Source organism: Hippea maritima DSM 10411 (genome assembly GCF_000194135.1).
GTDB classification, from domain to species: Bacteria; Campylobacterota_A; Desulfurellia; order Desulfurellales; family Hippeaceae; genus Hippea; species Hippea maritima.
On sequence record NC_015318.1, the window covers coordinates 234212 to 260000 of the forward strand.

A 25789-nucleotide genomic window follows, 5' to 3' on the forward strand; every position below is an offset into this window, starting at 1 on the left:
ACATGGAAGCGATTGTATTTTACATTATAGCGATATTAACCGTAGGCGGTGCCTTGGGTGTATTACTGAGTAAGAATCCCTACAGAGCTGCACTGTTTATGGTGCTTGCCTTCTTTGGAATAGCAGGGTTGTTTGTAATGCTCCATGCCCAGTTTAATGCAATGCTTCAATTGATAGTATATGCTGGTGCTATAGCTGTTATGATAACCCTAACAATGATGGTTATGAATAGAAGGACACTTGAGGGTTTGAAAAGATTTAATTCTCAGTGGTACTGGGCTGCTTTTATTGGGATTGGTTTGCTTGCAGACCTAATTGCATTGGCCTACAAGTTTAAAATTGATTTGAGCAATGCAGGGAAAAACCTTGCTCTTGGTGGTAGTAACACCAAGCTTATAGGAGAGGTTTTATTTAAACATTATCTACTGCCGTTTGAAATAACCGCAATCATCTTATTGGTTGCTCTGCTTGGTGCGGTTGTGCTTACAAAGAGGGATATAAAGTAAGGGGGTATCTATGTTAACTCAATACATGATTGTATCTGCATTGCTTATAGCCATAGGCGCAACGGGAGTCATGATAAGAAGAAACTTTATGATAGTGCTTATGTCTTTAGAGGTTATGATAAATGGGGCAGGGTTGCTTCTTATTGCTATGTCTTACTATGTTGGCAATGTCTCGGGGCAGGTAATGTTTCTGTTTGTAGCGGCTGTGGCTGCAAGTGAAACAGCTGTAGGGTTAGCCATAGCGGTTATGATGTATAAGAGGAAGAAAAGTGTTGATATCAACGACTTCTCAATCTTAAGAAAGTGAGAGGGGAAGAGAAATGAAGGTAATACTACTGTTTATCGTATTGACGCCTCTTATAGGTTTTCTTATCAATGGTATATTTGGTAAGTGGACAAAACCTATTGCAGGCGTTATAGCTGCTACGGCTTTAGGTATTTCGTTTATATTGGGCTTATTCCCAATAATCTCAGTAATAAAGGGACATATAGTTGAGTATACATATTTCACATGGTTGCCTTTCAAAGGTATTACTGTGCCGTTTGGTTTGAGAGTTGATTATGTGTCTGCTGTAATGCTCTTTGTTGTTACATTTGTTTCTTGGATGATTCACATCTATTCAAATGGCTATATGAAAGGCGATAGGGGCTATGCCCGTTATTTTTCCTATCTCAACCTATTTGTTACAGCTATGCTTATACTTATTCTTGGAAATAACTATCTATTGATGTTCGTAGGTTGGGAAGGTGTCGGTTTGGCATCCTATCTGTTAATTGGTTTCTGGTACGAAAAAGATACAGCGGCTGACGCTGGAGAAAAGGCATTCGTTGTTAATAGGATAGGCGATGCTGGCTTTATAATCGGTGTTTTGTTCTTGATTCACTACTTCGGCAGTGTAACCTACGCTGATGTATTTCCGAGAGCTGAAGAAGTTTTGGGCTTTGGCTCGACTGCAGCAACAATAATCGGTTTGGCACTCTTTTTGGGTGCAGTTGGTAAGTCAGCTCAGTTCCCTCTATATATATGGTTGACCGATGCTATGGAGGGTCCAACGCCTGTTTCATCTTTGATTCACGCAGCAACAATGGTTACCGCTGGTGTTTATATGGTTGCAAGGTCTAACGCTATTTTCTCTTTAACTCCAACAGCTCAGGAAGTTGTTGCAAGCGTTGGTGCTTTCACAGCTTTCTATGCTGCTACAATGGCGTTGACGCACAAGGATATCAAGAGAATCCTGGCGTATTCAACGCTATCTCAGCTTGGATATATGTTTATAGGTGTTGGTGTTGGCGCTTATTGGACTGGAATGTTCCATCTTATGACGCACGCATTCTTTAAAGGTCTTCTCTTCTTGGGTGCTGGCGCAGTTATGCATTCCATGAGGGGTTTACTTTCTATAGACCTTATGGGCAATCTAAAGAAATATATGCCCCAAACGGCTATCTTGATGGTTATAGCGTCTTTAGCTATCTCTGGTATTCCCCCATTTGCGGGTTTCTTCTCAAAAGATGCAATATTAGCATCTGCCCTTGAGATGGGGCATCCTTATATCTGGATAATCGGTGAAATAACAGCCTTTATGACCGCATTTTATATGTTTAGGTTTGTATTTAGCGTGTTCTATGGAGAGGAGAAGGTTGAAGGGCTGTACCACGAATTGCATACACACGAGGCCCCAGCTGTTATGACTCTACCTATGTGGGTACTTGGCATACTTTCTATTGTCGGTGGCTGGGTAGGAATAAAGATGGGTGGTCATGTGCCATTTGAATGGTTTGTAACCCATACAGCTCCAACAACAGAGGTAGCCCATGAGGCCCACTATTCTGAGGCTCTCTTGATAGGTATTTCTGTTACTATGGGTGTTGCAGGAATATTGACCGCTTGGGCTATCTATATCAAGAAAATTATTACAGCAGAGAAAATCGCGAATATGTTTAAGCCAATCTATACACTTTTGGCAAACACATACTATGTTGATGAGTTTGTTTACTGTTGCATAGTAAAACCATTCTGGTGGGTATCTACCAACTTCTTATGGAAGATAGTTGATGTTATATTGATAGACAAAGGTATGGTTGATGGAGCAGGTTGGATTGCAGGTAGGGTTGGTAGAGGCTTTAGATTAATGCAGACTGGATTTGTTAACAACTATGCCTATTGGATTAGTTTGGGAATTATCGTATTGAGTGGCTGGTATATTGTTAAAATTATTTAGTTAAGGAGTTGGGGTATGGATATGAATCAGCTGCATTTTCCGATTTTAACAACAATAACCTTTCTTCCCTTAGTGGGCGCTTTTTTAGTTACCCTAATAAGCGAGAAGAATGAAGGTTTGATAAAGTATGTTACTTTTGGCTTCCTGGTATTGGATTTTATAATTTCGTTACCGTTGTTTTTCTACTTTGACCCAACAACGTACCATATGCAATTTGTAGAGAGGGTTCCGTGGATTAAATCGTTGGGTTTTCAGTACTATGTAGGTGTTGATGGCATAAGCTTGTTTTTGGTATTGCTAACCACATTTTTGACGCCAATAGCTCAGCTTTCTACCTGGAAGGCTATTGATAAGAAGGTTAAGCTGTTCAATATTGTTATACTCTTGATGCAGACCGGTATGCTCGGTGTTTTTATCTCTTTGGATGTTTTTCTGTTCTATGTATTCTGGGAGCTTCAGCTTATTCCTATGTATTTAATGATAGGTATCTGGGGTGGTCCAAACAGGGTTTTCGCAACTATGAAATTCTTCCTCTATACCTTTGCTGGTAGTGTATTTATGCTTGTAGCTATTATGGCATTGTATTTCTTGCACCATAAATATACAGGTACATATACAATGGATATGGTTCAGCTCATGCAACAGCCACTTCCGCACCATCTCCAATTGTGGTTATTCTTAGCGTTCTTTATAGCATTCGCAATCAAGGTTCCGATGTGGCCATTCCACACATGGCTCCCATGGGCACACGTTGAGGCACCAACAGCTGGTTCTGTCATTTTGGCAGGTGTATTGCTTAAAATGGGAACATACGGATTTTTAAGGTTTAATTTACCTATGTTTCCTGATATGACACATGCCTTTGCCGTACTTGTAATTGTGTTGTCTATAATAGGTATATTCTACGGAGCCTTTGTGGCTATGGTTCAGCCCGATATCAAAAAACTTGTCGCTTACTCTTCTGTTTCTCATTTGGGTTATTCTATGCTAGGTATGTTTGCTTTAACTCAAACAGGTGTTGAGGGTTCCATACTACAAATGGTGAACCACGGAATTTCAACAGGCGCCTTGTTCCTTGTTGTGGGTATAGTTTATGAGAGAAGGCATACAAGGTTAATATCTGAGTATGGCGGTTTAGCTTACTTAGTGCCGGCATTCGCTGCATTCTTTATGATATTTACCTTATCATCTATAGCGGTACCTGGAACAAACGGCTTTGTGGGTGAATTTATGATTCTTCTGGGTGCATTTATGAGCAAGCCGGTTTATGGTATAATTGTTGCATTCGGCGGTCTCTTCTCAGCTGTCTATATGCTCACAATGTATAAAAGGGTGTTCTTTAATAAGGTTACAAACCCCAAGAACTTGGGTTTAACGGACATGAATCTCAGGGAATGGCTCTATCTGATACCGCTGCTTGTGTTTGTTTTCTGGATAGGTATCTATCCTCAGACATTCCTTTCTAAGATGAGGGTATCGGTCGAGCATCTACTTAAACAAGTAAACAGAACCACCGTAGAAGCTAATGTAAACACAACTCAGATTAGCCTAACAAAAACGGTGGTAGTTAAAAAAGGCTAAAGGGGAGTGGCTATGAGTATAAGTATGGTTTACTCGTTGAAAGATTTAACAGCTATTATTCCTGAGCTGATTCTTACGGGTTTTGCCTTTGCTATCCTATTGATAGATTTGTGGCTCCCTAAGAGGCTTAAAACATTAAACGGATTGCTTGCCCTGTTTGGCGTTATTTTTGCTTTTGCCGCTGTTGTCGTTATGTACAATGCAAACATGACAGCCTTTAACAATATGATTGTGATGGACAAAGCTAGTAATTTCGCAAGCATCATTATGCTCATTACAGCCTTTGTGGCTATAATAATGAGCTTTGATTTTCTAAAAAGGGAAGAGATAAATTTAGGTGAGTATTATGAGGTTCTTTTATTTTCTTTGGTGGCCATGCAGATTTTGGCATCAACCTATAACTTAATTGTAATGTTTATAGCAGTTGAAACACTTTCAATCGGTATGTACATCTTAACCGGGTTTTTAAGGGATAAGGATGAAAGCGTCGAAGGTGCAATGAAGTATTTCATCTTGGGATCTTTTGCTTCAACCTTCCTAGTTTTGGGTATTGGATTGTTCTATGGGCTATTTGGTAGTGTAGATTTGAACGTTATTAAATCTTCATTATCCGGAGCAAGCAGCTTCTATAAATGGATTTCTATTTTGGCCTTTCTCTTTGTGTTTGTGGGATTTGGGTTTAAAATTGCAGCATTTCCATTCCATTCATGGACACCGGATGTATACGCCTCTGCTCCAACACCCATGAGTGCATTTATGTCTGTCGCGCCGAAAGCAGCAGCGTTCTTGGCTCTTCTTAGATTTTTGGCTGTGGGTATGGGCCCAATAGAACCCAACTGGACAAAGGTGCTCTGGGTTGTAGCTGTACTTACAATGACATTCGGTAACACGGTAGCTTTATGGCAGAAAGACTTAAAGAGACTTTTGGGTTATTCTTCAATTGCCCATGCAGGTTATATGCTTGTTGGAATAGTAGCTGCAAATGAATTGGGTTACGGCGCTGTAATGTTCTATCTATTCTCCTATGTATTTTTAAACCTCGGAGCGTTTTCCGTTGCCGAACTTATAAGCAAAAAAGAAGATAGGGGAACAGAGATTGAAAATCTTAAAGGATTTGGGTATAAGCATCCACTAATAGCCGCATCAATGCTTGTGTTTATGTTCGGTCTTGCAGGTGTTCCGCCCACAGTTGGTTTTGTGGGTAAATACTATCTTTTCTCAGCGGCCGTTAAATCTCATCTTTATTGGCTTGCCATTATAGGCGTTGTAAATAGTGCAATCTCTGCCTACTTCTATTTAAATGTTATCGTTACTATGTACATGAAAGGTGAGAATGAGAGCAAGCTTGAGCTATTCAATAGCGTTCCGGTAAAAGCCGTTGTTCTGTTGGCTGCTATCTGTGTGCTTTACATTGGAATATTCCCAAGTTCTTTCTTGGATATAGCACTTGGCTCAATAGGATTTTAAGGGGGTAGGGAGCCTCTCCCTTCCTCTTTTTCTTGACAAAGAAACCCCATTGTTATTATATAAATGCAAGGAGATAGAAAGTGGAGGATATCTTTTTAAAAACTAAAGAATATATCATAGAAAACTATAAACGTTTTGAGGTTGCATTTCAAAAAGGAGAGGGTGTATATCTTTATGATTTTAACGGTAAACCATATCTGGATTTTTTAGCCGGCATTGCTGTAAATGTTTTGGGTCATAGTCATGAAGTTGTTGTAAATGCCCTAAAAGAACAGGTAAAAAAGCTCATCCATGTTTCGAATCTTTACTATATAAAAGAACAGGCTGACCTTGCCGAACTGCTTATTAAAAATTCCTGTTGTGACAAGGCGTTTTTTTGCAATAGTGGAGCAGAGGCTAATGAGGCGGCTATTAAACTCGTAAGGCTTTTTGATAAAGATAGATATAAAATAATTTCTATGGAAAATTCCTTTCACGGTAGAACTTTAGCTGCATTAGCTGCAACAGGGCAGACTAAGTATCAAAAAGGTTTTGAGCCAATGCCCGATGGATTTGTTTATGCTAAATTCAACGACTTCAATGATTTTGTAAACAAAGTTGACTCGAGGGTAGCTGCTGTATTTATTGAGCTCATTCAAGGAGAAGGTGGTATAAACGTTGCAGATAGGGGTTATGTAGAGAGACTTTTTAATTATTGCAAAGAAAATAATATTCTTTTTGTTGTCGATGAAATTCAAACAGGGATAGGCAGGACAGGTAAAATATTTGCTTATGAGCACTACGGAATAGAGCCCGACGTTATTACTCTTGCCAAGGGTTTAGGTGGGGGGTTACCTATAGGGGCGCTCCTTGCCAAAGATTATGTTGCCTCTAAATTTGGCTATGGAACACATGGATCTACCTTTGGTGGCAATCCCCTTATTAGTTATGTTTCTAAAGAGGTTGTATCTTTTGTGATAAAGGAGGGTTTATATAAAAAGGCCGAAGAGTTAGGTAATTATATGATAGAAAGGTTGAAAAGCGTATTAAAAGATAATAAACAGTTTGAATATATAAGCGGAATGGGATTGATGGTGGGTGTTCATTTTAGAGAATCAAGTTATGCCGACTATGTTGTTAGAAAAGCCTTAGATAAGGGTATTTTAATCGGCAAAGCTGGAGATAGGTCTGTCAGGCTTGAACCACCATTGATAGTACAAAAGGAGCATATAGATGCTGTAGTTGATTTTTTTTGGAAAATTAAATGAAGATTAACGAGGATACAATACAGAGAATTTCAGAGCATATAAGCACAATATTTGGTATAGGATACACGGCATATGCACCAGGAACAATGGGTAGCTTGTTCGGGTTACTGATTTATATGTTTTTAAAGGATTCAGGTATCTATTTTTATGCTTTTGTAGTTGTTATATTATTTATTGCTGGTGTTCTTGCAAGTGATGTAATGGAGAATGTTTACGGCATAAAAGATCCATCATTTGTCATTATTGATGAGGTTGTTGGAATGCTTATATCCCTAATGGCCGTTCCCTACCATCCTGTGGTGGCGATATCTGGATTTTTTTTATTTAGATTGATTGATATATCTAAAGTTCCACCTCTAAACTGGCTTGAGAAGTTGGGTGGAGGGTTTGGTATAATGATAGACGATGCGGTTGGAGGTTTGATGGTTAATATAATACTTCAGGTGATAGTTAGATGAAAACAGCCGTTATTTACATTGGTGTTGGTATTGATTCCGGACTACCGGATGAGTTTTTTTTTAAGTATGGAATAGAGATATCCCTTAAATGCAACGTTTACAATACAACACAACTAAGAAATGTAGCAAAAATAGCTTTTGAATCCAATGATGGTCTTATTTTTATCTATAGTAAGAGTAAATGGTCTGATTTACAAAAGGTAATGCTTGTTGAGTTTGAACGTAGTAGTGTTTTTGTTGATGAGAAAGAACCGTTTGTTCTGGCAAAGGGATTTAAGAGATTTTTAGATGGTGTATTTTTTGATTTTGTGTATGAAAAACCTGTGGCTTTTCTTCCTTATAATTTGAAAGAGAATTTGGATGCATCTGTTGTTTTGAGTCATTTTACCTCAGAGAGTGCCCTGGTAAAGGTTTTTAGGTGTGATATAGAAAAAGATAAAAATCTTATCTATAAAGATGAGGTTGAGTGTATTTTTTCTGTTCAGCGTAAGGATGTTGATAAATATGAAAAGCTAAAGGGCTGCTATACAACCACTGGCAAATCGGCCGAGGATGCCCTGTTTGATGTTTTAGAAAATAAAAAAGTAAAGATAGCAACAGCCGAATCTTGCACATCGGGTTTAATAGCTGCAAAAATTGCTAATGTGCCTGGTGTTTCTGCTTATCTTGAGGGGGGTGCTGTGACTTATTCGAATAAACTTAAAACAAATATCCTAAAGGTTCAGGCTAATATACTTTATAATGTGGGTGCTGTAAGCGAGCAGACGGCAAAGGCTATGGCGGTTGGGGCAATAAACTTAACTAATGCGGATTTTAGTATAGCAACAACAGGTATTGCGGGACCTGGCGGTGCAACAAAAGATAAGCAAGTTGGTCTTGTCTATATAGCGGCAGCCTCAAAGAAAGGTGTTGTTGTAGAAAAGGTTGTCTTTAGCGGTAATAGAAGGATAATAAGGGAGAAATCGACTAGATACAGTATTTTATTATTAAGGGAGTTTATTTTAAGTCAATGAGGTTATTTATTGCTTTTGATATACCTGATGCCATAAAAGAAGTTGTTTGGGAGCTTGAAAAAGGCTTATCCAAACTCACAGATAGGGTTCGTTTTACACCAAAGGAGAATATGCATTTGACTGTGAAATTTATGGGTGAGCAACCGGATTTTGCTTTGATTAAGATAAAAGAGTTACTTAGTTCAGAGGTAAACAAACATGCCTGTTTCAAGATAAGATTTGATAAGGCCGGTGTTTTTAAAGACATCCAGCATCCAAATGTGTTATGGTTGGGGGAGGAGAATCCAGAGTTTGAGAGAATTGCAGCAACTTTAAATAAGGAACTTGAGATATTTAGAAGGCCGGATAATAAACCATTTTGTCATTTAACAATAGGCAGGGTAAAGTATATAAAAGCGGACGATCTTTTAGAAGCAATAAAATTCTGCAGGGATTTTTTAAAAAACAATGAATTGAGTTTCATGGTGGATACTCTTTATCTGTATGAAAGCAAACTATTCAAAAGCGGAGCTGTTTATAGAAAGATAGAAAAATTCCATTTAAAAGGAGTGTAATATGAATGATAAAAAACTTCAATCACTAAATATGGCTATCTCTAAAATAGAAAAGATGTTTGGTAAGGGTGCCTTAATGAAACTTGGCGATGTGAAAGCTGTAGATGTGAATGTTATACCTACAGGGATCTTATCTTTAGATTATGCTCTAGGTGTTTGCGGTATTCCAAGGGGTAGGATCATAGAGATATACGGCCAAGAGTCGAGCGGTAAAACTACATTAGCTTTGCATTGCATAGCTGCAGCCCAAAGAGAGGGGGGGTTAGCGGCTTTTGTTGATGCTGAGCATGCATTGGATGTATACTATGCTGAAAAGCTTGGTGTAGATGTTGATAATTTGCTTGTTAGCCAGCCCGATTCAGGAGAGCAAGCACTTGAAATTATAGATACACTCATCAGAAGTAATGCCGTGGATTTGATAGTTGTGGACTCAGTGGCAGCTTTAGTGCCTCAGGCTGAGATTGAAGGCGATATGGGAGACGCCCATGTGGGGTTGCAGGCCAGACTAATGAGTCAGGCTCTGAGAAAACTCACCGGAGCTATAAGTAAGTCCAATACATCAATTATTTTCTTGAATCAGATAAGAATGAAGATAGGCGTTATGTTTGGAAACCCAGAAACAACAACCGGTGGAAATGCTTTAAAGTTTTATTCTTCAATAAGAATGGAGATAAGAAAGAGTGGATCTCCTATAAAACAGGGAAGTGAGGCTGTTGGAAACAGGGTTAAGGTAAAGGTTGTCAAGAATAAAGTAGCACCCCCATTTAAAGAGGCTGAGTTTGATATACTCTACGGTGTGGGTGTGGATAAGATAGGGGATTTGCTTGATTTGGCTGTTGCTCACGATATTGTTGAAAAGAGTGGCTCATGGTTTTCTTACAACAATGAGAGATTAGGGCAAGGTAGGGATAATGCTAAGGAGTTTTTAAAGGGAAGAGGGGATTTGCTTGAGGAAATAGAGAGAAAACTCAGGAATGAATTGAACTGTAGACCAAAAGGAGAGACTAATGAGAGTTGATGATATTTTAAAAAAGGGAACACTCAAGGGAGCCAGTGATATACATATAAAGGTTGGCTCTAAGCCGTTTTTTAGAATAAACGGCGAGATGATAAGAGATGATGAAGATGAGCCTCTAAGCGAAGCGGATTTTAATGAATTCTTATCCAATGAAAAGGTGGATGATTTTCTTGTCGAAAAATTTAAGAAAGAAAGACAGGTGGATATAGGCTACGGTCTAAGCGGCGTTGGAAGATTCAGGGTAAATATGCTTTATCAAAGAGGAACACCAGCAGCTATCTTTAGATTTATACCATTCGATATACCTGACTTGGATAGTCTAAATCTACCCAAAGTCATAGAGACGATAGCCTTGAAACCACGCGGTTTAGTTTTGGTTACAGGTGTTACAGGCAGCGGTAAATCCACAACCTTGGCCAGTATGGTTGACATAATCAACAAGAAAAGGAAGAAAAATATAATTACCATAGAGGATCCCATCGAATATCTCCATAAGGATATAAATTCATCAATAATACAGAGGCAGGTGGGTTACGATGTACTTACATTTGCCGATGGTTTAAGGGGTGCTTTAAGGGAAGATCCAGATGTAATACTTGTTGGTGAAATGAGAGATAGAGAGACTATATCTACTGCTCTTGAGGCTGTAGAAACAGGACATCTTGTTATGTCTACTTTGCATACAAAGGACGCAACGGAGACAATAAATAGGATAATAGCGGCATTTCCATTGAACGAACAACGTCAAGTCAGGTTGCAACTTTCTGCCACAATAGAGGCTGTTATATCCCAGAGGTTGCTAAAGAGAAAAGACGGCAATGGTATGGTTCCTGCTGTTGAGATTATGATAGCAAGTGAGCTTGTAAGAGATGCTATATTGGATGCAGAGAAGATACATAACATTAAACGTTCCATAGAGATAAACAGGGAAATCTACGGAACACAGAGTTTTGATCAGTCTTTGATGGAGCTTTATAAAAACGGTTTAGTTTCCTTTGAAGAGGCCAAAGAGTACTCCTCTAATCCAAATGATTTTGCTTTGAAGGTAAGGGGTATAGGTTAGATTTGAATTACAAAGAGGCTTTGAGATACGCATTTAATTTATTGGCAAGAAGAGACTATTCTACAAAAGAGGTTGAAAGTAGGCTTCAAAAAAAGGGCGTTTGTAGTTCTGATATAGAAAAGATTGTTAAAAGTCTAAAAGAAAATGGTTTTTTGAATGATAAGCGCTACGCTGAAACTTATGCGTTTTTTAGACTGAAAAAGGGGTATGGAAAACTCAGAATTAGGCATGAGCTTGCATTGAAAGGTATCGATGAGTCTATCATAGATAATGTATTGACAGAAGAGGCAGAAGAAGCAGAAGGGATTTTTTTAAAAAAATTAAAACTTCTAAAGAACAAGCCGAATGCAAGAAAAAAACTATTTGATTTTATGTATCGACGGGGATTTGATAAAGATACAATTGTTGAGCTTTTGAATAAATACGATGTGAAGGAGAAGGAGAATGAAATCGTCTGATTTAAGGAAGGCATTTCTGGAATATTTTAAAGAGAATGGTCATACAATTGTTAAAAGCGCACCTCTTGTTCCTAAAAACGACCCAACGCTTCTGTTTGTAAATGCCGGTATGGTGCAGTTTAAGAATGTTTTCTTGGGTAAAGAGAAAAGGGATTACGCAAGAGCTACAAGTTGTCAAAAATGCGTTAGAGCCGGAGGAAAGCATAACGATTTAGAAAATGTAGGATATACGGCGCGCCACCATACTTTTTTTGAAATGTTGGGAAACTTTTCCTTTGGAGATTACTTTAAAAAAGAGGCAATACACTTTGGATGGGATTTTGTAACCAGGGTGTTAGGTATAGATAAAGATAAGCTCTGGATAACTATCTTTAAGGATGATGATGAAGCATTTGAAATATGGAATAAACAGGAAGGTGTGCCATCATCAAGGATAGTTAGAATGGATGAGCATGATAACTTCTGGGCAATGGGCGACACAGGGCCTTGCGGTCCTTGCTCAGAGATTCACATAGATCAAGGCCCAGATGTGGGCTGTGGAAAACCTAACTGTTCTGTAGCCTGTGATTGTGATAGATATTTAGAGCTTTGGAATTTGGTATTTATGCAATACAACAGGGATGAAGATGGTAATATGACGCCACTTCCAAAACCTAGTATAGACACTGGTATGGGGCTTGAGAGGGTTAGTGCTATCTTGCAAGGGGTTCATAGTAATTTCGATATAGATATTTTCAGGCACATCATAGGTAACATAAGCGAGTTCTTTAGAATAGACTATGGAAAAGACAGCAATCGCGATGTGGGGGTTAGGGTTATCGCAGACCATTTAAGGGCTATGGACTTTTTGATAGCAGATGGTGTCTTTCCGGATAAAGAGGGAAGGGGCTATGTTTTAAGAAGGATTATGCGCCGTGCTATGAGGTTTGGCAAAAAATTGGGTGCAAATGAACCGTTTTTGTATAGATTCATCGATACGGTTAATGATGTTATGGGTGATGTGTATCCGGAACTGTTGCAAAATAAAGAGATGGTTGTAAATGTTGTTAAAGCTGAAGAGGAGCAGTTCTTTGAAACGCTTGATAGCGGTCTTAGAATATTGAACGATATATTTGATAAAGCAACGAAAAGGGTTGTTGATGCAGAGAGCGCATTTAAGCTGTATGACACATACGGATTCCCCATAGATTTAACCGTGGATATAGCAAAAGAGAACGGTTTTGAGGTTGATGTTAAAGATTTCAATGAGCTTTTGGAAAAACAAAGGGAAGCCTCGAGGAAATCGTGGAAGGGCTCAGGCGATGAGTTTGTGTGGGATGCCTTTGGTGATATATACAAACAAAAAGGCAAAACGGAGTTTGTGGGCTATGATGAATTTGAGACAAAAGCAAGGCTTTTGGGTATAGTGGGCAAGGATAAAAAGATAAAAGAACAGGCCCAGAGGGGGGTCTATTATTTCATATTTGATAAGACGCCGTTTTATGCAGAAAGCGGTGGTCAGGTTGCAGATACAGGGTTTATTCTGAAAGGTAATGCAAGGGCTTTTGTAAGCGATGTGAAGAAATACTTTGATGGTAATCTATTTGTTCATAAGGTTGATGTATTGGAGGGTGAGTTTGAATTGAATGATGAATGCGATTTGCGGATAAATGTTGCAAGGAGAAAAAATATAGCCCGCCATCATACTGCAACACATCTGCTTGATGCCGCACTTATAAAGATTTTAGGCAAACATGTAAGACAGGCAGGTTCTTTGGTTGAGGATAACAGGTTGAGATTTGATTTCACCCATTTTTCAAAATTGACCGATGAGCAGATAGAGGAAATTGAGGAGCTTATAAATAGCTGGATCGTTGAAAACTATCCTGTAAAAACCGAGACTATGAGCTTGGATGATGCTATAAACAGCGGCGCTATAGCTCTGTTTGATGAAAAATATAGCGATGAGGTTAGGGTTGTCTCTGTGGGTAATATAAGCAAGGAACTCTGCGGGGGGACTCATGTTAAAGCAAGTGGCGAAATAGGGCTTTTTAAAGTAATTCATGAGTCAGCAGTGGCAAAAGGCATTAGAAGAATTGAGGCTAAAGTTGGTGTTGAAGCCTACGAGTATGTTAAGCAAATTGAAAAAGTCCTAAAAGATGCTGCCTCGAAGTTGGGTATTCCTATAACTGAGCTGCCGTTAAAGATAGAAGAGCTTAAAAAGAAAAAAACACTCAAAAGTCAACCTAAATTTGACCCCTCAAAGGTTGTTAAGGTTAACGGTATAGATGTTTATGTGGATGTATTTGAGAATGAGGATGTATCCGAGCTGAGACATCTGGGCGATACGGTCAAATCTAAGCTAAAAAGCTGTATTGTTGTTTTGTTTGACAAAAAGGATGACAGGGTTAATGTAATAGTGATGGTAACAAAAGATTTGGCAAATAGAATCAAGGCGAAGGATGTTGTTGGAAAGATTTCCAGGGCCTTGGGCGGTAAAGGTGGAGGAAAAGAGGAGTTTGCCCAGGGCGGCGGTAGGGATTTGGATAGATTAGAGGAAATTATAAGGAGTATTAATAGTTTCTTATAAGGAGGCCCGCAGATGCTTCGAGAGTTGATATATCTAACCGTTGGGGCTACAAAAAAACTCGACAAAATTGTTGAAGGTTTTATAGAAGAGGGTAAAAAAGAGGTTGAGGATAAAGGTCTGGTAGATATAGGAAAAGAGCACCTAAGCAAAAGGAAAGAACAGATAAAAAATATTGTTGGAGATGACATAAAGAAGTTAGCCGATGAGCTTGGGCTCGCAACAAAGGAAGATATAGAGGAAATTAAAACATTGCTTAGAGGAAAGAAGAAAGAGGGTTGAGATGTATATAAGAAAACCGGCTGTTGCGGATATGTTTTATCCTGGCTCTCCTTCTCAGTTAAAAGCTTACCTTGATAGTGTAATGTTTCAGCCAGATGTAAAAGTAAAACCTAAGGCCTTGATAGTGCCTCATGCAGGTTATGTCTACTCTGGTGAGGTTGCGGCCAAGGCTTATAGTCTCATAGATAGCTTTGATACCTACATCGTTATGGGTCCAAATCATACGGGATTGGGTGCTGAAATATCAATATTTGACGGAATTTATCAAATGCCTTTCGGCGATGTTGAACCAGATTTGGAGTTAATTGAGTCTATAGCAAAAAATGAATATGCCCAAATAGATTATTATGCTCATCTACAAGAGCATAGCCTTGAGGTTCAGTTACCTTTTATAGATTATATCAGCAAAAAACCTTATAAAATAGTGCCTATAGTTGTAGGAACGCACAATGTAGCAAAGCTGTATTCTATGGCAGAAACGATAGCAGAGACTATCAAAGATGCAGGCAAGGATGTGTTGATAGTAGTTAGTACAGATATGAATCATTATGAAGACCAAACAACTACTCTTATAAAGGATAAGAACGCCATAGATATGATTAAGCAGCTTAATGAAAACGGTTTGATGAGAATTACGCAATTTAAGGGTATAACGATGTGCGGTGTTTCTGCTGCATATATAGCCATTGCGGCTGCCAAGATTCTGGGTGCTAATGCATGCACGATAGTGGAGCATAAAACAAGTGGCGATGTTAACAGCGACTATTCAAAGGTTGTAGGCTATCTTTCTGCTTATATTGAATGATAGGTTTTATTAAGGACAAGCTTTACTCCTACCCATTTTTGTTTGTTTTTCTTTTTTTAATCTCAATTAGTGCGGCTATGTTGTTTAGTCGCATTTTTATCTCTTTATCTGTAATTTTGCTTTTAGTTTCCCTTTTAGATAAAAGGGTGTTTTTTGTAAGTATAATTTTTGTAGTTATTATGCTGGCATTGAAGTTTTATTATGGCGAATGTCATCTTAAAAGACCGTTTGTTGGTGTTGTTGAGGATGTCAGGTTATCAAAAAGTATATCTTTGTTGGTCAGCAGGGGATCTTGCAAGTTTTATCTGTTTTGTTCAGCTAAATATGACAATATTGACGTTGCAGATGTGATTAGTTTTAAGGCAAGGCTGAAACCCAAAGATACCGTGAGGCCTTCTTTTAGAAGATATCTGGATTCATTGGGCGTTAACTATGTTGGCTTTGCCTATGGAATTCGAAAATCTGAATTTAGTTCTTATAAGGTTTTTGTTAAAATTCGAAAAAGAATAGAGGATGAATTCCATTATTTTTTATCCTCAGATGTTGAATATTTTTTGGATAGCTCTTTTCTTGGGGATAATAAGTTTAAAAGCAAGATAAAAAAGGATTTTGTGAAAACCCAAACATCTCACTTACTCGTAGTCTCGGGCCTGCATATGGGTTTTGTTTTTGGACTGTTTTATCTTTTGCTTTACAGGTTATTTTCTATGTTACCTTGGATTTATAAAAGATTTAATTTGAGGATTTTATCATCTTTATTCTCTTTGCCTTTTGTTAGTTTATATTTTCTTGTCGCGGGATTTCATATACCCGCTATGCGTTCTTTTTTAATGGTTCTTGTATTTGCTTTTGGCGTTATTTTTTCTTTTGAATCTGCCTCTTATAATATCTTGTTTATGATAGCCTCTATATTTGTTATGATAAACTACAAAATAATTTTAAATCCATCGTTTGTTTTGTCGTTTTTTATGACTTTTATTGCCATATTTTTATATAGACTTAGTTTTAGAAGATTGCAAAAATATTGGTTTTTCCTGGCATTTACAGTTTTTATGTCGCTGTTTAGTTTGCCAATTACCGATTTTTACTTTGGAAGATTTACTCCTCTTTCTTTTCTGAGTAATATTATTTTTATTCCACTTTTTGGCTTTGTTGTTGTGCCCTTGGCTTTTATTGGCTCTTTAGCTTCTTTTCTTCCTTATAGTGTTTTTAAGGTTTGGTTATTTGATGTTATTAACTGGATTATAGGGATGTTTTTGAAATTAGAAGCATTCTTTGCACTTTATCTGCGCTCTTATAGTGTTAAGCTAAATTTTTATGAAATGCTTTTTGTTTATCTATTTTTGTTTTTATCTGTTATTGTTTTAAGTAAACTTCTACCTCATCAAAATAGCCCACTTCAAACTCCTGGGCAAAATTCTTTTTAAAGTAAGCAAACTCCAAAAATCCTGCAGAGTTAATAAGTGCCTTGTAAGAGCTTGTTGGTGAGTGGTAGGTTTTTTCCAGGTGTCTAAATATGAGGTTTTTGAGTAATATCCTTTCAAATCCATTTTTTAATAGGTCTTTGTTTATATTTGATATACAGTTGCCGAAGTTGTCTATATAGATAATCTTTCCTTTGATTTTATTTTTTACTTTTTGGGGTTTTAGACTGTACCCCAAAGACTCTTTTTTCTCTCCGAGACTATTTATTCCATCTTTGTGTAATATATAAGCTGCCTTGACCATTATATCTCGCGCTTCAAATGTCGAAGAACTGTTGGGGTTCACCCTGCTTTTGTCAATTCTTATGATTTTTGATGGCTCTATTAAGCTCAAAGCTTCATTATCTGGAGATATTATATATCGGTTTTTATACTCAACAGCCACTATATCTCTATTTGTTCCTACTCCAGGATCTATAACCACAATATGTAGAGAATTTTCCGGAAATGCAGGTATAGTTGTTCTAGTTATATAGGCTGCTTCGATAGCGTTAAATGGTTTTATGCTATGGGTTATGTCGACTATTTTCACACTCTCACCAAATAGTTTTAATATTTCTGCCTTTAATTGAGCTACAAAGCCGCCGCTATCACCAAAGTCAGTTGTTAGTGTTATTATCATCTTCAATCTCCTCTAACAATTTGATTTTTTTTAAAGCACACGGCGATGAGACATCCTTTATTTTATTTAATTCATCCTTTGCCCTTTTAAAATCACGGAGTTTTATGAAGCATAAAGCTTTTGTGGTTATTGTATAGCAACTTTGACCTATTCTGTTCTCCATCTCCATGAGGGTTTCCAAGGCTTTTATGTATTCCCTATTTGCCATCTGTATACTTATGAGGTTTTTGTAGTACAATTTATTGGAATAGTTGGAAAATATAATAGCACTCTTTAGGTCGTCTTCTGCAGCTTTGATGTTCTTAAGCTTTAGATAAACCCTTGATCGGTTAAAAAAAGCTACATCTGCGCCTGGATATAGAGGGTTATTTATTAGCTTTGTGAATATTTCTAAGGCTTTTTTGTATTGACCCTTTTCAAAATAGTATATACCTAAACCATTGTAAGCGTCAAAGAAGTTAGGGTTGATTTGTATGGCTCTTTTAAGGTTTTCCTCGTATTTGTCTAAATTTTTCCTCATTTTGTATGCTATAGCAAGCATGTAATATACACGTGGATCGTTATTTAAAACCTTTTTTGCTTGATTTAGATAAGTAAAAGCTTGGGATAGATTTTTATAATCTTTATGTAAAATAATATTACGTGCCATTTCATACTGTATTAAAGCTAGTCTTATCTTTTTTTGGTTTTCTGTTGGCTGTTTTATGTTTGAATTTACTGGGCTACAAGAAGATATAAATGCAATGGATATTGCAACTAATATCAATTTGTGGATTATTCTTTTCATATTAAGCTCCTTTTGTATTTTACGTTTTTTAGAGCTAGTGGTGTTGCAACCCTTCCTTTGGGGGTTCTTTTTAGATATCCTATTTGCAGTAAATATGGTTCTACTACGTCCTCTAAGGTTGACTTATCTTCGCCTATACTTGCAGAGAGAGTCTCTATTCCTACTGGGCCACCATTAAATTTCTCTATTAATGTTAAAATATACTTTTTATCCAAGTAATCCAAACCGTTCTCATCTATTTCAAGCATGGAAAGTGCTTTTTTTGCTGTTTCAACATCTATTGAATCTTTGCTTTCTATTTGAGATAAATCTCTGACCCTCCTTAGGAGTTTGTTTGCAATACGTGGAGTTCCTCTGCTTCTTTCTGCTATGAGATTAGCTGCGTCCTCTTCTATATCTAAACCCAAGATAGATGCTGAGCGTTTAACAATTTCTGTTAAGTCTTTAGCCGAATAAAAATCCAACCTTAAAATTATTCCAAATCTATCCCTTAGAGGTGAGGTTAAAAGTCCTATTCTCGTTGTCGCACCTATAAGTGTGAAATGGGGTAGGTCTATTCTTATGGTTCTTGCGCCAGGCCCTTGACCAACAATAATATCTAACTTGAAATCCTCAAGGGCGGAGTATAGGGTTTCTTCCACTGCCCTGTTGAGTCTGTGTATCTCATCTATAAATAGAATATCCTTTTCATTAAGGTTTGTTAATATTGCCGCAATGTCGCCAACCTTTTCTACAGCTGGACCACTTGTTGTAATGATGTTTGCATTCATCTGTTTTGCAACTATATTTGCAAGTGTTGTTTTTCCCAAGCCTGGTGGTCCATAAAATAGACAATGTTCCAGTGCCTCATTTCTTTTTTTTGCGGCTTCAATTGCCAAAGATAGGTTTTTTACTATATTTTTTTGACCTATATACTCATTTAAATTTTGAGGTCTTAAATTCTGGCTGTTTAGCTTATCTTCCATTTTTTACATCCTGATTCGATGTGGTTCTCTTTATGGTTTCTATTTCTTGTTTGGTTAGCTCTCTAAACTCACCGTTTCTAAGATTGCCAAGCTCTATATTTCCAATGGCTATGCGTTTCAGTTTATCTATCTTTATATCAAATTTTTTCAAAAAACGCCTAATTATTCTGTTTCTTCCGGTATCTATGGAGATCAATACCCAATTTGGACTATTTGTTTTTTTAATTCTTATGGGTCTGAAAAAACCGTCTTCTAAATTTACCCCTTTACTCATAGCTTTTAATGTTTCCGTTTTAATTGGACCCTTGGTTTTTACGAGGTAGGTTTTTCTTATTTTAAAACGGGGGTGCATAAGAAGATTTGCAAACTCACCATCGCTTGTAATAATTAGAAGGCCTTCGGACAAATAATCGAGCCTTCCTACGCATATTAGTTTTTCTTCTATGTTTTTAAAAAAATCACAAACTGTTGTTCTTCCTTCATTGTCTTTTGTAGAACTTATAACAAAAGGGGGTTTATAAAAGGCGAAGTAAGATTTTTTCTTGTTCAGGCTTAAAAGCTCTCCATCTACCTCTACTTTATCGCTTCCATCAACCTCTACAAAAGAGGTGATTGATTTCCCATTTACTTTTACCCTACCCTCTTTTACGTAATTGTCGGCCTCTCTACGGGAAATTTTTAAGGCCGTAGCTATATATTTATTTATCCTCATTCTACAAAGCTTGCTAACACCCTACTTCTTTTAGGATGTCTAAGTTTTCTTAAGGCTTTTGCTTCAATTTGTCTTACCCTTTCTCTCGTTACACCCAAAACCTTACCTACCTCTTCCAGTGTATGATCAAAACCATCACCTATACCGTATCTCATCATGAGAACTTTTCTTTCTCTATCGGTAAGCGTAGAGAGCACTTCTTCAACTTTTTCTTTTAGATTTGATTTTATTACATAATCAAGTGGTGATTCGGACTTTGTGTCCTCTATAAAATCCTCTAAATGTGTATCGTTGTCATCGCCTATCGGCGTTTCCAAAGATATGGGTTCTTTTGCTATTTTTATTATGCTCTTTATTTTTTCTTCGTCCATACCTAAATATTCTGCAAGTTCCTGCGCTGTAGGTTCTTTTCCATTTTCTTGAATCAAAAGTTTCGATGCCCTTACTATCTTATTTATTGTTTCTATCATGTGTACGGGTATTCTTATAGTCCTTGCCTGATCTGCAATAGCTCTTGATATGGATTGCCTAATCCACCAGGTTGCGTATGTTGAAAATTTGAATCCCTTCTTGTAATCAAATTTATCCACAGATTTCATTAAACCAATATTGCCCTCTTGGATTAAATCCAAAAAAGACAAACCTCTATTTAGATGTTTTTTTGCAATAGAAACAACCAATCTCAAGTTTGCTTTTATCATTCTCTGTTTGACTTCTTCTACCTCTTTTCTTTCTTTTTCTATCTCGTTTAATATGTCTATGAGTCGTTCTCTATTTGGTAGGTTTTTGTTAGATTTTACCCTATCTATAAATGATTGAGTCATTTTCTGTATATACTTATCACTTAAGGCTATTTCCGTAAAGTGGTTGAATATATCCTCTTTTAGTTGAGATATTTCCTCTTGATATTGCGCTTTGGAAAGCTGTTGATATTTTTCTATTATGCTTTCCAGTATTTTTAGTAATGTTTCTTTAGAAGTATGGTCTTCATCGCTCTCGTCGTCATCGTATTTGTAGCTTAGATCCAGCGCGTTGGATATATTTTTTACTTTTTCTTCGCCTTCTATGATTTTTTGCCTTAACTCCTCTATAGCTTCGCAAGTAAAAGGCATCTCTATAAGTTTTCTTGTTAGATTGTTCTTATGTTCCTCTATTTTTTTAGCTATCTCTATTTCCTCTTCTCTACTTAGAAGCGGTATGTTTCCCATCTCGCGCAGATACATTCTTATTGCGCTTCCTACCTCTTCATCCTCTTCGAGCTCAAATTCTTCTATGTTTTTTTCAGAACTAACCTTATCTGTATCAACTATGTCGATATCCAAATCGTCGCACTGTCTAATTATGTCATCTATCTCATCTACACTGATACCCTCAGGTAATATATCATTTATCTCATCGTAGGTGACATACCCTTTCTTTTTGCCTTCGCTGAGAATCCTCCTAATAGCATCATCGTTTAAATTTTTATCCATCGCTACCACCCTTTCTATGATTTTGTGATAAACTCTAACCTAATAAGAGGTGTCATCATTAAATATAATTTGGTCTCAAACTCCAAAATGTCAAGCTCAACTACGACTTTTTCGTAACGGCTAATTATAGGAAATAGACCCGTTTTTTCAAGCTAAAATTTGAAAAACAGCCAATTTTTTGTAAAAATTTCTCTATGTTTTTTATCTAAACTTTTTACTTATCTCATACTTCCTCCTGGCTCTTGTGTTTTAATATTAATTACTGCCTCTTTTTTAGTTAAGCGTTTTAGGTGGTTTTTTATGGTGTCGGCTTTTGTTTTGTGGTTTATTTCTACAACCCCGGGAAAGAATCTTTTGTTATCATATTTAGAAGATATTAAAACATCCTCAGATACAGCCTCTGCGGTAGTTGTTTTATCGGGCGGCTCAAACCCCTATGACAGAATAAAAACATACCCCGAAGCTTTTAAAAGATTGATGTATGGCATTCTTCTTGCAAAAAGATATAATATTCCTTTAATTTTTTCTGGTGGCGGACTGAAGTATAACGATTCGGCTCAAGCTAAAAATGATATAGAAATCATAGCAAAAATATGTAACTGCAAAATCAAGATATACTTTGAAAATAAGTCACTTAACACATATCAAAATGCAAAATACACATCTAAATTTTTTGAAAAGATGAAAATAAAGAAAGATATATTTATTGTGACAAGTGCTTATCATCAAAAGAGAGCTAATATTCTATTTAGATACTTTGGCTTTAGGGTTCATTCAAGACCTGTTAATTTCTTTAAAGAAAGAGGCAGTTATGTATTTTGGGACTTCTTACCCCAAATGGGAAATTTTTACAAAAGCTACAAAGCTATTCACGAATATATTGGAATTTTTAGTCTTTATTTAAGAGGTATCCCTGCTTTTTCCTTATTAGAATAACAATAACAAAAAACAATAAAATGTTGATTTAAGGCTTGACTTTTCCCCCAAAGTGTATTATATTCTCATTCCGTCGCTTGGAAGCGACACGGTCTTTTAAAAGCCAAGATGGAAAGATAGCCCTGGTTGATATAGAGTTTTAGCCAGATAAGATAATCTTTCTTTTCATGTTTTAACATGAGAGTTTGATCCTGGCTCAGAACGAACGCTGGCGGCGTGCCTAACACATGCAAGTCGTGGGAGAAAGTCTCCTTCGGGAGACGAGTAAACCGGCGCACGGGTGAGTAACACGTGGGTAACCTGCCCTGAAGTCCGGGATAACCCACCGAAAGGTGGGCTAATACCGGATAGTTCCCCTGCACTTATCTTAGAATACAAGAGGATGGTAGAAGAGGTTATGTGTTTTGTCCTTTACCTCTTTTACTCTTTTAATTCTCTGTGTTTTAAGATAAGTGCAGGGGGGAAAGGTGGCCTCTGCTTGCAAGCTATCGCTTCAGGATGGGCCCGCGGCCTATCAGGTAGTTGGTGGGGTAACGGCCTACCAAGCCTACGACGGGTAGCTGGTCTGAGAGGATGGTCAGCCACACTGGAACTGAGACACGGTCCAGACTCCTACGGGAGGCAGCAGTGGGGAATATTGGGCAATGGGGGAAACCCTGACCCAGCGACGCCGCGTGGAGGATGAAGGCCTTCGGGTCGTAAACTCCTGTCAGAGGGGAAGAAGGTGCGAGGGCTAATACCCCTTTGCACTTGACGGTACCCTCAGAGGAAGCACCGGCTAACTACGTGCCAGCAGCCGCGGTAATACGTAGGGTGCGAGCGTTGTTCGGAATCACTGGGCGTAAAGCGTGCGTAGGCGGGCCTGTAAGTCCAACGTGAAAGCCTTGGGCTCAACCCAAGAACTGCGTTGGATACTGCAGGTCTTAGAGTGCGGGAGAGGTGAGCGGAATTCCCGGTGTAGGGGTGAAATCCGTAGATATCGGGAAGAACACCGGTGGCGAAGGCGGCTCACTGGAACGCAACTGACGCTGAGGCACGAAAGCGTGGGGAGCAAACAGGATTAGATACCCTGGTAGTCCACGCCCTAAACGATGGACGCTGGGTGTCGGGAGGTACTCTTCCCGGTGCCGTAAGCTAACGCGTTAAGCGTCCCGCCTGGGGAGTACGGCCGCAAGGCTAAAACTCAAAGGAATTGACGGGGGCCCGCACAAGCGGTGGAGCATGTGGTTTAATTCGATGATACGCGAAGAACCTTACCTGGGCTTGACATGCTGGTGGTAGTGAACCGAAAGGGGAACGACCCTTACCTTCGGGTGAGGGAGCCAGCACAGGTGCTGCATGGCTGTCGTCAGCTCGTGTCGTGAGATGTTGGGTTAAGTCCCGCAACGAGCGCAACCCTCGCCCTTAGTTGCTAACGGTTCGGCCGAGCACTCTAAGGGGACCGCCAGGGATAACCTGGAGGAAGGTGGGGATGACGTCAAGTCATCACGGCCCTTATGCCCAGGGCTACACACGTGCTACAATGGGGTGGACAAAGGGTTGCAAACCCGCGAGGGTGAGCTAATCCCAAAAACCATCCCCCAGTTCGGATTGCAGTCTGCAACTCGACTGCATGAAGCCGGAATCGCTAGTAATCGCAGGTCAGCTACACTGCGGTGAATACGTTCCCGGGCCTTGTACACACCGCCCGTCACACCATGGGAGTCGATTCTACCGGAAGACGGTGGGCTAACCCCTTTTGGGGAGGCAGCCGTCCATGGTAGGGTCGGCGACTGGGGTGAAGTCGTAACAAGGTAGCCGTAGGAGAACCTGCGGCTGGATCACCTCCTTTCTAAGGTGTGCATTATTAAAACTTTATTGCCAGCGCTGTCTTCCATCTTGGCTATTACTGTGTATAGGTCACAGAGCCAAGGGATTGAGGGCCTGTAGCTCAGCCGGTTAGAGCACTGTGCTGATAACGCAGGGGTCAGTGGTTCGAGCCCACTCAGGCCCACCAGTGGGGGCTTAGCTCAGCTGGGAGAGCGTCTGCCTTGCACGCAGAAGGTCAGCGGTTCGATCCCGCTAGCCTCCACCAGTAAAAAATCCTTTAGCCCTGTGGCCAACACGGGTGATCTTTTAAAAAGCAATGAAGAGGAGAAAACAAGCCGCAAATAAATAGGGGAAATTTAAGTACCTAAGCATTAAAGAACATGGTATGAGCCTAAGCTACTAAGGGCATGCGGTGGATGCCTTGGCGATGGCAGGCGATGAAGGACGTGGTAGGCTGCGATAAGCCTCGGGGAGCTGCCAAACAAGCTTTGATCCGGGGATTTCCGAATGGGGCAACCCGGTGAGGTAAACCCTCACCGTCCACCTTGTGTGGACGCTAACCCGGTGAACTGAAACATCTCAGTAGCCGGAGGAAAAGAAATCAACCGAGATTCCGCGAGTAGCGGCGAGCGAAAGCGGAACAGCCCAAACCCTATACGTGTTAAAGGGCGCACCCGTTGCGTATAGGGGGTAGCGGGACAGATGGTAGGCCTGGTGCGCACAGGCCGGAGCCTGAGTTATTCTTAGTCGAAGTGGTTGGGATACCACGCCATAGAGGGTGAAAGCCCCGTAGGCGAAAAGAATAACTTTAGACTCTCCCGTCTGTTCCCAAGTAGGTCGGGACACGTGGAACCCTGACCGAATCTGGGGGGACCACCCTCCAAGGCTAAATACTCGCCATCGACCGATAGTGAACCAGTACCGTGAGGGAAAGGTGAAAAGAACCCCGGTCGAGGGGAGTGAAATAGAACCTGAAACCGCATGCCTACAATCAGTTCGAGGGCTATGTGCTTTGCACAGCCTGAGAGCATGCCTTTTGCATAATGAGCCGGCGAGTTGCTCTACAAGGCGAGGATAAGAGGTATTAAGCCTCGCATCCGTAGCGAAAGCGAGTCCGAATAGGGCGTTTAGTCTTGTGGAGCAGACCCGAAACTGAGTGATCTATCCATGGCCAGGGTGAAGGTGGGATAAAACCCACTGGAGGCCCGAACCGGTGTAGGTTGAAAACTGCTCGGATGAGCTGTGGATAGGGGTGAAAGGCCAATCAAACTCAGAGATAGCTGGTTCTCCCCGAAATATATTGAGGTATAGCCTCCCGGTAAGGACGGCGGGGGTAGAGCACTGATTGGGCTAGGGGGCCCACCAGCCTACCAAACCCAGTCAAACTCCGAATACCGCCTGTACCATCCGGGGGAGTCAGGCTACGGGCGACAAGGTCCGTGGCCGAGAGGGAAACAGCCCAGACCGCCTGCTAAGGTCCCAAAGTCTAACCTAAGTGGAAAAGGAGGTCGAGGCGCTAAGACAGCCAGGAGGTTGGCTTAGAAGCAGCCACCCTTTAAAGAAAGCGTAACAGCTCACTGGTCGAGTGCCTCGGCGCCGAAGATTTAACGGGGCTCAAGGTTAGCACCGAAGCAGCGGATGCATCCTTTAGGATGCGTGGTAGGGGAGCGTTCCTGTCAGCAATGAAGGCGTACCGTAAGGAGCGCTGGAGCGGCAGGAAGTGAGTATGCCGGCACGAGTAGCGAAAAAGAGAGTGAAAACCTCT

Annotated in this window: 22 protein-coding genes, 2 tRNA genes and 2 rRNA genes (1 of these 26 only partly in view); 21 read left to right on the plus strand and 5 right to left on the minus strand. The window is 39.5% G+C overall.

The window, feature by feature from the left end; genetic code table 11:
- Window positions 1-2 precede the first annotated feature (2 nt).
- The 16 genes from HIPMA_RS01210 (at window position 3) to HIPMA_RS01285 (ending at window position 16664) form a co-directional block, all read left to right on the plus strand.
- Window positions 3-506 (plus strand): NADH-quinone oxidoreductase subunit J family protein, encoded by a 504-nt coding sequence (locus HIPMA_RS01210; protein WP_013681260.1) that lies wholly within the window; start codon window positions 3-5, stop codon window positions 504-506.
- 10 nt (window positions 507-516) lie between these two features.
- On the plus strand, window positions 517-813 hold the full coding sequence (gene nuoK / locus HIPMA_RS01215; RefSeq protein ID WP_013681261.1) for an NADH-quinone oxidoreductase subunit NuoK: 297 nt from the start codon (window positions 517-519) through the stop codon (window positions 811-813).
- Window positions 814-826: 13 nt separating this feature from the next.
- Window positions 827-2725, plus strand: coding sequence for an NADH-quinone oxidoreductase subunit L (gene nuoL / locus HIPMA_RS01220; protein ID WP_013681262.1), 1899 nt, complete (start codon window positions 827-829; stop codon window positions 2723-2725).
- Between the two features lie 15 nt (window positions 2726-2740).
- The gene (locus HIPMA_RS01225; RefSeq protein ID WP_013681263.1) at window positions 2741-4306 is read left to right on the plus strand and encodes an NADH-quinone oxidoreductase subunit M; all 1566 of its coding nucleotides are present in this window, start codon (window positions 2741-2743) and stop codon (window positions 4304-4306) included.
- A 12-nt stretch (window positions 4307-4318) separates the two neighbouring features.
- Entirely contained in the window at window positions 4319-5773 is a 1455-nt protein-coding gene (locus HIPMA_RS01230; RefSeq protein ID WP_013681264.1) for an NADH-quinone oxidoreductase subunit N, read from the plus strand.
- An 80-nt stretch (window positions 5774-5853) separates the two neighbouring features.
- Window positions 5854-7020, plus strand: coding sequence for an aspartate aminotransferase family protein (locus HIPMA_RS01235; RefSeq protein WP_013681265.1), 1167 nt, complete (start codon window positions 5854-5856; stop codon window positions 7018-7020).
- Window positions 7017-7478, plus strand: coding sequence for a phosphatidylglycerophosphatase A family protein (locus HIPMA_RS01240; protein ID WP_013681266.1), 462 nt, complete (start codon window positions 7017-7019; stop codon window positions 7476-7478). Before HIPMA_RS01235 ends, HIPMA_RS01240 begins: the two co-directional genes overlap by 4 nt.
- A complete protein-coding gene (locus HIPMA_RS08985; protein WP_013681267.1) occupies window positions 7475-8491 on the plus strand; it encodes a CinA family protein in 1017 nt (338 codons plus the stop codon). The genes HIPMA_RS01240 and HIPMA_RS08985 overlap by 4 nt, the downstream gene beginning before the upstream one ends.
- The gene (thpR, locus tag HIPMA_RS01250; protein WP_013681268.1) at window positions 8488-9045 is read left to right on the plus strand and encodes an RNA 2',3'-cyclic phosphodiesterase; all 558 of its coding nucleotides are present in this window, start codon (window positions 8488-8490) and stop codon (window positions 9043-9045) included. The genes HIPMA_RS08985 and thpR overlap by 4 nt, the downstream gene beginning before the upstream one ends.
- 1 nt (window position 9046) lies before the next feature.
- On the plus strand, window positions 9047-10063 hold the full coding sequence (recA, locus tag HIPMA_RS01255) for a recombinase RecA (RefSeq protein WP_013681269.1): 1017 nt from the start codon (window positions 9047-9049) through the stop codon (window positions 10061-10063).
- Entirely contained in the window at window positions 10053-11126 is a 1074-nt protein-coding gene (locus HIPMA_RS01260) for a type IV pilus twitching motility protein PilT (protein WP_013681270.1), read from the plus strand. Before recA ends, HIPMA_RS01260 begins: the two co-directional genes overlap by 11 nt.
- Window positions 11127-11128: 2 nt before the next feature.
- Window positions 11129-11584: a regulatory protein RecX gene (locus tag HIPMA_RS01265; RefSeq protein ID WP_013681271.1), complete on the plus strand. Its 456-nt coding sequence runs from the start codon at window positions 11129-11131 to the stop codon at window positions 11582-11584.
- Window positions 11571-14153, plus strand: a complete 2583-nt coding sequence (alaS, locus tag HIPMA_RS01270; protein ID WP_013681272.1) for an alanine--tRNA ligase — start codon at window positions 11571-11573, stop codon at window positions 14151-14153. Before HIPMA_RS01265 ends, alaS begins: the two co-directional genes overlap by 14 nt.
- Before the next feature lie 12 nt (window positions 14154-14165).
- A complete protein-coding gene (locus HIPMA_RS01275; RefSeq protein WP_013681273.1) occupies window positions 14166-14432 on the plus strand; it encodes a hypothetical protein in 267 nt (88 codons plus the stop codon).
- A gap of 1 nt (window position 14433) precedes the next feature.
- Window positions 14434-15237 (plus strand): AmmeMemoRadiSam system protein B, encoded by an 804-nt coding sequence (gene amrB / locus HIPMA_RS01280; protein ID WP_013681274.1) that lies wholly within the window; start codon window positions 14434-14436, stop codon window positions 15235-15237.
- Window positions 15234-16664: a ComEC/Rec2 family competence protein gene (locus HIPMA_RS01285; protein WP_013681275.1), complete on the plus strand. Its 1431-nt coding sequence runs from the start codon at window positions 15234-15236 to the stop codon at window positions 16662-16664. Before amrB ends, HIPMA_RS01285 begins: the two co-directional genes overlap by 4 nt.
- On the opposite strand, the gene HIPMA_RS01290 is transcribed toward HIPMA_RS01285, so the two are convergent.
- From HIPMA_RS01290 to rpoD, 5 genes are read right to left on the minus strand one after another with little or no spacing between them, the layout of a single operon-like run.
- Window positions 16594-17343 (minus strand): SAM hydrolase/SAM-dependent halogenase family protein, encoded by a 750-nt coding sequence (locus HIPMA_RS01290; RefSeq protein ID WP_013681276.1) that lies wholly within the window; start codon window positions 17341-17343, stop codon window positions 16594-16596. The two genes, HIPMA_RS01285 and HIPMA_RS01290, sit on opposite strands and share 71 nt — an antisense overlap.
- On the minus strand, window positions 17321-18130 hold the full coding sequence (locus tag HIPMA_RS01295) for a tetratricopeptide repeat protein (protein ID WP_013681277.1): 810 nt from the start codon (window positions 18128-18130) through the stop codon (window positions 17321-17323). Before HIPMA_RS01295 ends, HIPMA_RS01290 begins: the two co-directional genes overlap by 23 nt.
- Window positions 18127-19095 carry a Holliday junction branch migration DNA helicase RuvB gene (ruvB, locus tag HIPMA_RS01300; protein WP_013681278.1) on the minus strand — a complete coding sequence of 323 codons (969 nt, stop codon included), beginning with the start codon at window positions 19093-19095 and terminating at the stop codon, window positions 18127-18129. Before ruvB ends, HIPMA_RS01295 begins: the two co-directional genes overlap by 4 nt.
- Window positions 19085-19807 carry a pseudouridine synthase gene (locus tag HIPMA_RS01305; RefSeq protein ID WP_013681279.1) on the minus strand — a complete coding sequence of 241 codons (723 nt, stop codon included), beginning with the start codon at window positions 19805-19807 and terminating at the stop codon, window positions 19085-19087. The genes ruvB and HIPMA_RS01305 overlap by 11 nt, the downstream gene beginning before the upstream one ends.
- Window positions 19804-21279, minus strand: a complete 1476-nt coding sequence (gene rpoD, locus HIPMA_RS09845) for an RNA polymerase sigma factor RpoD (protein ID WP_013681280.1) — start codon at window positions 21277-21279, stop codon at window positions 19804-19806. Before rpoD ends, HIPMA_RS01305 begins: the two co-directional genes overlap by 4 nt.
- Window positions 21280-21579: 300 nt before the next feature.
- Between rpoD and HIPMA_RS01315 the strand changes: the two genes are divergently transcribed.
- The 5 genes from HIPMA_RS01315 to HIPMA_RS01335 all read left to right on the plus strand — a co-directional run.
- Entirely contained in the window at window positions 21580-22215 is a 636-nt protein-coding gene (locus HIPMA_RS01315) for a YdcF family protein (RefSeq protein ID WP_218915358.1), read from the plus strand.
- A gap of 173 nt (window positions 22216-22388) precedes the next feature.
- Window positions 22389-24046: ribosomal RNA gene (locus tag HIPMA_RS01320) — 16S ribosomal RNA — on the plus strand.
- A gap of 88 nt (window positions 24047-24134) precedes the next feature.
- Window positions 24135-24211 (plus strand) — tRNA-Ile (locus tag HIPMA_RS01325).
- 2 nt (window positions 24212-24213) lie between these two features.
- A tRNA-Ala gene (locus HIPMA_RS01330) sits at window positions 24214-24289 on the plus strand.
- A 124-nt stretch (window positions 24290-24413) separates the two neighbouring features.
- Window positions 24414-25789 (plus strand): 23S ribosomal RNA (locus tag HIPMA_RS01335); it runs 1920 nt beyond the window's last position.
- The 16S and 23S rRNA genes sit together here with 2 tRNA genes alongside, the layout of an rRNA operon.

What these genes read in the sequence shown, in the direction of transcription:
- HIPMA_RS01210 (WP_013681260.1), top strand. Translation starts at nt 3, where the DNA reads ATGGAAGCGATTGTATTTTACATTATAGCGATATTAACCGTAGGCGGT.
- nuoK (WP_013681261.1), top strand. Translation starts at nt 517, where the DNA reads ATGTTAACTCAATACATGATTGTATCTGCATTGCTTATAGCCATAGGC.
- nuoL (WP_013681262.1), top strand. Translation starts at nt 827, where the DNA reads ATGAAGGTAATACTACTGTTTATCGTATTGACGCCTCTTATAGGTTTT.
- HIPMA_RS01225 (WP_013681263.1), top strand. Translation starts at nt 2,741, where the DNA reads ATGGATATGAATCAGCTGCATTTTCCGATTTTAACAACAATAACCTTT.
- HIPMA_RS01230 (WP_013681264.1), top strand. Translation starts at nt 4,319, where the DNA reads ATGAGTATAAGTATGGTTTACTCGTTGAAAGATTTAACAGCTATTATT.
- HIPMA_RS01240 (WP_013681266.1), top strand. Translation starts at nt 7,017, where the DNA reads ATGAAGATTAACGAGGATACAATACAGAGAATTTCAGAGCATATAAGC.
- HIPMA_RS08985 (WP_013681267.1), top strand. Translation starts at nt 7,475, where the DNA reads ATGAAAACAGCCGTTATTTACATTGGTGTTGGTATTGATTCCGGACTA.
- thpR (WP_013681268.1), top strand. Translation starts at nt 8,488, where the DNA reads ATGAGGTTATTTATTGCTTTTGATATACCTGATGCCATAAAAGAAGTT.
- recA (WP_013681269.1), top strand. Translation starts at nt 9,047, where the DNA reads ATGAATGATAAAAAACTTCAATCACTAAATATGGCTATCTCTAAAATA.
- HIPMA_RS01260 (WP_013681270.1), top strand. Translation starts at nt 10,053, where the DNA reads ATGAGAGTTGATGATATTTTAAAAAAGGGAACACTCAAGGGAGCCAGT.
- alaS (WP_013681272.1), top strand. Translation starts at nt 11,571, where the DNA reads ATGAAATCGTCTGATTTAAGGAAGGCATTTCTGGAATATTTTAAAGAG.
- HIPMA_RS01275 (WP_013681273.1), top strand. Translation starts at nt 14,166, where the DNA reads ATGCTTCGAGAGTTGATATATCTAACCGTTGGGGCTACAAAAAAACTC.
- amrB (WP_013681274.1), top strand. Translation starts at nt 14,434, where the DNA reads ATGTATATAAGAAAACCGGCTGTTGCGGATATGTTTTATCCTGGCTCT.
- HIPMA_RS01285 (WP_013681275.1), top strand. Translation starts at nt 15,234, where the DNA reads ATGATAGGTTTTATTAAGGACAAGCTTTACTCCTACCCATTTTTGTTT.
- HIPMA_RS01290 (WP_013681276.1), bottom strand. Translation starts at nt 17,343, where the DNA reads ATGATAATAACACTAACAACTGACTTTGGTGATAGCGGCGGCTTTGTA.
- HIPMA_RS01295 (WP_013681277.1), bottom strand. Translation starts at nt 18,130, where the DNA reads ATGAAAAGAATAATCCACAAATTGATATTAGTTGCAATATCCATTGCA.
- ruvB (WP_013681278.1), bottom strand. Translation starts at nt 19,095, where the DNA reads ATGGAAGATAAGCTAAACAGCCAGAATTTAAGACCTCAAAATTTAAAT.
- HIPMA_RS01305 (WP_013681279.1), bottom strand. Translation starts at nt 19,807, where the DNA reads ATGAGGATAAATAAATATATAGCTACGGCCTTAAAAATTTCCCGTAGA.
- rpoD (WP_013681280.1), bottom strand. Translation starts at nt 21,279, where the DNA reads ATGGATAAAAATTTAAACGATGATGCTATTAGGAGGATTCTCAGCGAA.
- HIPMA_RS01315 (WP_218915358.1), top strand. Translation starts at nt 21,580, where the DNA reads ATGGTGTCGGCTTTTGTTTTGTGGTTTATTTCTACAACCCCGGGAAAG.